Here is a 6,182-nt window from a genome sequence, read left to right as displayed (position 1 = left end):
AACCATACAGATTCTAAACTGTATGGTTCTTTTTTTATCTAACCAAGAAAGGTTAAAACTTATTAAAACAAATGCAATCAACTGTTGAAAACTTTTTAGTCCGTGTAATATAAAAACAAGTAAAAAGTTGAACTATAGGGAATATTGTGTCATAATAGGTAATAGATGAATAATTAATAGATTGGAAATAATGCTTTCTTACCTTAACAAGTTGAATTGGTTATACATTTTTTCGTCGCAATTGTGTCTATCTCTCGAGTTTAGCTAGTTTTTATAAGCTCTGGTTTCTAATCAATATAACAAATTTTAGAAGTGCATAAGACAAGATGGTGACATTACTACAGTCATTTCTAGTCACCATATGTTGCTGGCACAGGCTGTTTGTAGTGTTGGCTATTTACTAGTCAGTTTAATCGGAGTGTTTAATTTTTATTGTTGAAAGGTTTTTATATGGAGAAAATTCTATCTTTAGGTCTGACAGGTAAGAAATTACTTGCTCAGGGGTTCTTGTTTGTTCTGCTAGGTCTCATCTTGATGGTCACGGGGACTTGGTTGCCAGTAAAGGTTATTCGACTGGTTCTGTTTTTAGCTTGGATAGCAACGGTCTTAGATTTAGTATTACGTATTTTCAAAAAAAGTCAGTCAACGGACACCTTGGGAGTTGCACTGGTTAAATTGTTAGTGCTGGGATATTTGCTTGGCTCCAATCTTGCGACGGATGTGCCGATTTATATTTTGGCTCTTGTGATTGGAGTTTATCAGATTTTTCATGCTAGTATTAACCTTGTCACCTATGTTCTCTACCGCAAAAACAAAATTCGACCTCGTTTTCGTCTCTTACTAGATGGACTCGTACTAGTTTTTCTTGGTGGGACTAGTCTTTTGTCCTCTACGGGAAATTCTGTCTTTCAACTCTTTGTTTTAGGGGCTTATTTTTTCCTTTATGGTCTGTCCAATATCCGTGATGGTTTCTTGTTTGAGGAGGAAATTGGGAAAAACCATCTCAAACGTCGTGTAAGAATGAGCTTACCTATTGTCCTAGCCGCTCTCATCCCTGCAAGTACTTTAGCAAAAATCAACAAATTCATGCAGGAAAATGCTGATGAGAGAGAGGATATCCATCTTGGAATAGTGAAGTCTGGTAAGACAGCGGAGCTTGAAATTTTTGTTCATACAGCTGAGACCTCTCTGTTTTCGGCAATTGGTCATGTGGATATCTGCTATCAAGGCCGTGTTATTTCTTATGGCAACTATGATCCGTCTTCTGAGACCTTATTTGGCATGGTAGGAGATGGTGTCTTATATTTCTGTGATCGTGACAAGTACATTGACCTATGTAAACGTGAGAGTCAAAAAACGCTTTTTGGTTATGGGATAGATTTGACGCCTGAAATGGAAAAAGCAGTTCAGAAAAAGTTGGCTGAATTGAAACAACTGACGATTCCATGGGAGCCAAGTGCAGATAAAATCATGACAGGTGATGGTAAGGAAGACTACACCTACGCTTATAAAATCAGACATGAGACAGATGGGGAACTTTATAAATTTATCAAATCTAAGTTTAAATCCTACTTTGTCTTATCTACAAACTGTGTGCTCTTGGCTGATACCATAGTCGGTCAGGCTGGCACCGATATCCTCTCACCCAAAGGATTTATCGCTCCAGGAACTTACCAAGCCTACCTTAATCGAGAGTTTGAAAAACCAAATAGTATAGTCGTATCTAAACATGTTTATTAAGGAGAATTTATGAACTTAGTAAAAAAATACACCCCGTTAATACTTTTTATAGGGCTGGTTGCTCTTGTAATTCTGAATGCATCGAGCTTTATATCAGGAGCAATCTCTCTCTTTGATGTAATATCAACCTTGATTTATGGTGCTGTTATTGCTTTTGTGCTTAATGTTCCTATGAAAAAAATTGAACAGTACTTAGTTAAATTGAAGGTAAAGGCAGAGTTGCGTCGTCCGATTGCCATGGTACTTGTTTTCCTAGCTCTTATCTTAATCGTGATTGCTCTTTTGGTTTTGGTGCTGCCAACCCTAGCCCAGACTATTAGTCAGCTGGGAACAGTCCTTTCAACAGTCCTTACTCAACTTGGGAAATTGCTAGGCAGCTCGGAATTTGTAACCAAAGACATGTTGTCAACTATCGTATCAGGCATACAGGGACAATCTAGTTCTATTAGCCAAGCTTTGATAGGTTTTTTATCAGGTCTGACTAGTAATATCGGCAATATTTTTTCAAGTTTGATGAATGCCTTTTTGATTATAGTCTTCACCTTTTTATTTTTATCCAGTAAGGAACATTTGGCAGCGATGACGAGTCGACTTCTAAAAGTTTTTCTTCCAGAGAAGGTGGTGATAAAGTTGACTTACATTGGACAAGTAGCACTAGAGACTTATGACCAATTTTTGATGAGTCAGCTGATTGAAGCAGTTATCATAGGAGTTATGATAGCGGTTGGTTACAGCGTGTTTGGGATACCCTATGGAGTAATGACAGGTATCTTTGCAGGAGTGCTATCGTTCATTCCTTATGTAGGGCCTATGATTGCTTGTGTTGTGGGAGCGATTTTTATCTTCACAGTGAGTCCTACTCAAGCCTTACTTTCTCTTCTTCTATATCAAGTTATACAGCTGATTGAAGGAAACCTTATTTATCCTAGAGTTGTAGGTCAGTCTATTGGTTTGCCAGCTATTTTCACGCTTGCGGCTGCTAGTATTGGAGGCAATCTCTTTGGCTTACTTGGGATGATATTCTTTACACCGATATTTGCTGTTATCTATCGATTGGTTAAGGAATTTGTCGTTGCAAAGGAAAATCAGCTAGATTAAGAAAAACTAAATTTAATAAGATATACTGAGAAGAGAGTGAGAGATTCTCTTCTCTTTTATTTTTAAATACTTTTCTACAAAAAGCTATTAGACGTTAAAAAAAGCCTTGGTTTCAAGGCTTATTTCTGTTGATTTAGATGCCCCCTGCAGGGCTCGAACCTGCGCCCCATAGATTAAGAGTCTACTGCTCTACCAACTGAGCTAAGGAGGCAACAGAAAAAGCTGAGAATGTAACTTCCCAGCTATTTTAATATGCCCAAAATGGCAGCTAGATTATTTACGAAAGGCATCAAGGATATAGGTGAAACCAACAATTAAAAATGCAAAGGCAACGACATAAACGACAAAGACACTTGTAGCTACTGGATTGAACAAAATCACTAGACCTAGTAAAAATGCAAGCAACGCTATCCACATGATATGGTTGCCAATAATAGGGAAAATCAATCCCAGACGATTGCCTTTAAAGAAAACTATAATGGCTTCTACAATTAACCAAATTCCTAAAATAGTTGGAATGACAACTGGCAGCGTCACAAAGCCATAGGCAACGAGGTAAAGAGCTAAGAGAAGATTAACAATCCCTTGGAAAAGATGAGCTGGTGAGCGAAGCTCTTTTGGTACAGAGAAATAGCCTAAAATAGCTGCTATAGAAGAAACCAGTAAACCAAATGCAATCCACCAGCTGTAAACAACAAGATTAGCTACTGGGTTTGTAAATAGGAAAAGTCCTAAAAGGACAAAAACAACTCCTGCAAGGAATAGCAGTAAACGATTAGAAAATTTCATTTCAATACCCCCTATATAGTATAGTATAGTATAGTTTGATAATAAAAATATTATACACCTTTTTAGAGGAAATGTCAATAAACAAAATGGAAAATTTGGAAGTTTCAGTCTGATTTATGAAAAGAAAATCAGTTTTTATTATTTTGAAAATAAAAAGAGAAGATAAAATTTGTCTTCTCTACATGAAAATATTGTATGGCATCAAAGCAAAAGTAACTGGCTTTACACTATTTGTAAAGATGTAATTTGATTCAAAAAGAAAAGATAGATTTAAAATGTGGGACAAATGATGGGGTAAATCAGTTATAGACAAGCAAAAAAGCCTTGTAAATCAAGGCTTTTCCTGTTGTATTTAGATGCCCCCTACAGGGATCGAACCTGTGACCCACGGATTAAGAGTCCGCTGCTCTGCCAGCTGAGCTAAGGAGGCAAAGAAAAAAGCTGTATTGGTGCCGAAACTTCACGGTTTGTATTGAACCCGCGCAATTAAGCAGGTGGGCAACTCGCTCTAACTGAAGCTGTTTCCGTGTGAGACGGCCTACATGCTGTTAGAAGACTTTTGTTTCCCTAATAATACAAAAAATAGTCGGTCAACACTTAAGTGTGAAGTCGTACACCACAGCGTTTCTATGTTTATATGATACCACTTTTTCAAAAAAAATCAAGAGGTAAGTGCAATTTTTTGAAAAGGATTTCAGATTTTTCGCAAACGGTCGATAGCTTCCTTTCTTTGAGCCAAAGCCCGTTCATATTTACCAGTATCTTCTGCTTGGAAATAGTGATGATTACGAATTTTTTCTGGCAGATAGTCTTGTTTAATCCAATTTCCAGGATAGTTGTGTGGATAGAGATAGTCTTGGGCATTCCCCAGTTCCTTGCTTCCACTGTAGTGCCCATCACGCAGGTGTCGCGGAATAGGCAAGTGCCCTGATGTTTTGAGGTCAGCAAGTGCCTTATCCATAGCTATATAGGCTGAGTTGGATTTTGGAGAAAGGGCCAAATCAATCACGACATTGGCAATGAGAATGCGGGCTTCTGGGAAACCAATCTTTTGTGCAGCATCCAGAGCAGCCACGGTATGAATCTGGGCTTCAGGGTTGGCCAAACCGATATCTTCATAGGCGATAACAGTCAAACGACGAGCGAGACTTGGCAAATCACCAGCCTCAATCAAGCGGGCAGCATAGTGGAGACTGGCATCAACATCTGAGCCACGGATAGACTTTTGCAGGGCTGAGAGAACATCATAGTGGCCATCTCCATCCGTATCCATAGTGATGTAGCTCCGCTGGAGGCTATTTTCCATGATGTCTAGGGTGATATGGCGGATGCCCTCGTCATTCTCAGGAGTAGAAAGAACAGCCAAGTCCAGTGAGTTGAAGGCAGAGCGAAGGTCTCCGTTTGTAGAGGTTGCGATGAAATCCAGCGCATCCTCATCTAGTTCTACTGGGAAATCAAAACCACGCTCAGGGTTACTTAGAGATATCTGCAGGGCCTCTTTGACGTCTTGGTTAGACAGAGGTTCCAACTCAAAAATTTGAACTCGGCTACGAATGGCAGGAGTGACAGAAAAGAAAGGATTTTCAGTCGTAGCGCCAATCATGATAACCAGTCCACTTTCCAAGAGAGGCAAGAGGAAGTCTTGCTTGGTTTTATCTAGTCTATGAATTTCGTCAAGGAGTAGTACAAGTGCCCCTGAGAATTTAGCCTCTTCCGCAATTTCTTGCAGTCTCTTTTTACTATCGACTGTCGCATTGAAGGTCCGAAAGGCATACTTAGTCGTTCCAGCGATGGCTGAGGCAATGCTGGTCTTGCCGATTCCCGGAGGTCCATAGAGAATCATGGAGGACAGGCGGTTGGCCTCCACCATGCGGCGGATAATTTTTCCAGGTCCAACCAGATGCTCCTGACCAATGACCTGGTCGATGGTTTTAGGGCGCATGCGAAGCGCGAGATTGTCTGGCATAGCAGTCCTTTCTAACGTGGATTTTCTGATGTATATGTGGTAAGATGGTAGTATCTATTTTAGCATATTTCCGAGTATTCGGGGCGATTAAAGAGTCGCATAGAAAGAGGACAAAATGGCAACATACGGATTTTTAGATGTTTTAGAGGAAGAGTTGGAGAAGAACTTTCCATTTGACTTTGAGATTAGTTGGGACAAGCGTAACCACGCGGTTGAAGTGAGTTTTCTATTGGAAGCGCAAAATGCTGCAGGTGTGGAGATGGTGGATGAAGATGGAGAGGTTTCATCAGATGACATTCTCTTTGAGGAAGCAGTGCTTTTTTACAATCCTGCCAAGTCAACAGTCAATGAGGAAGACTATTTGACTGTCATTCCTTACCTACCTAAAAAAGGTTTTTCTCGTGAATTTTTAGCTTATTTTGCGCTATTTCTTAAAGATACTGCCGAAGTTGGACTAGATGCCCTCATGGACTTTTTGGAAGACCCAGAAGCAGAAGAATTTGTCATGGAATGGAACCAAGAAGTCTTTGAAGAAGGAAAAGTAGGCTTGGATGAGGGGGAGTTTTATCCTTATCCGAGATACTAGGAG

General features: G+C 39.7%; 5 protein-coding genes and 2 tRNA genes. 3 read left to right on the top strand and 4 right to left on the bottom strand.

The window, feature by feature from the left end; genetic code table 11:
* Positions 1-450 precede the first annotated feature (450 nt).
* Both ACLNCW_RS05020 and ACLNCW_RS05015 read left to right on the top strand, forming a co-directional pair.
* Entirely contained in the window at positions 451-1,740 is a 1,290-nt protein-coding gene (locus ACLNCW_RS05020) for a DUF308 domain-containing protein (protein WP_265465633.1), read from the top strand.
* Between the two features lie 9 nt (positions 1,741-1,749).
* Positions 1,750-2,838 carry an AI-2E family transporter gene (locus tag ACLNCW_RS05015; protein ID WP_004256071.1) on the top strand — a complete coding sequence of 363 codons (1,089 nt, stop codon included), beginning with the start codon at positions 1,750-1,752 and terminating at the stop codon, positions 2,836-2,838.
* A 138-nt stretch (positions 2,839-2,976) separates the two neighbouring features.
* Here the strand turns inward: ACLNCW_RS05015 and ACLNCW_RS05010 are convergent.
* The 4 genes from ACLNCW_RS05010 to ACLNCW_RS04995 all read right to left on the bottom strand — a co-directional run bounded on the left by ACLNCW_RS05010 (position 2,977) and on the right by ACLNCW_RS04995 (position 5,593).
* Positions 2,977-3,049, bottom strand: a tRNA-Lys gene (locus tag ACLNCW_RS05010).
* A gap of 62 nt (positions 3,050-3,111) precedes the next feature.
* Positions 3,112-3,627, bottom strand: coding sequence for a DUF308 domain-containing protein (locus tag ACLNCW_RS05005; RefSeq protein WP_203213463.1), 516 nt, complete (start codon positions 3,625-3,627; stop codon positions 3,112-3,114).
* Positions 3,628-3,984: 357 nt separating this feature from the next.
* A tRNA-Lys gene (locus ACLNCW_RS05000) sits at positions 3,985-4,057 on the bottom strand.
* 264 nt (positions 4,058-4,321) lie between these two features.
* Positions 4,322-5,593: a replication-associated recombination protein A gene (locus ACLNCW_RS04995; RefSeq protein ID WP_424845452.1), complete on the bottom strand. Its 1,272-nt coding sequence runs from the start codon at positions 5,591-5,593 to the stop codon at positions 4,322-4,324.
* 115 nt (positions 5,594-5,708) lie between these two features.
* On the opposite strand from ACLNCW_RS04995, the gene ACLNCW_RS04990 reads away from it, so the two are divergent.
* Positions 5,709-6,179, top strand: a complete 471-nt coding sequence (locus ACLNCW_RS04990; protein ID WP_424845451.1) for a DUF3013 family protein — start codon at positions 5,709-5,711, stop codon at positions 6,177-6,179.
* Positions 6,180-6,182 lie beyond the last annotated feature (3 nt).

The organism is Streptococcus sp. CL6.22, assembly GCF_049738055.1.
GTDB lineage: Bacteria > Bacillota > Bacilli > Lactobacillales > Streptococcaceae > Streptococcus > Streptococcus mitis_DJ.
The sequence above is the reverse complement of the archived record's forward strand: the minus strand, read 5'-3'. Positions and strand labels throughout refer to the sequence as shown.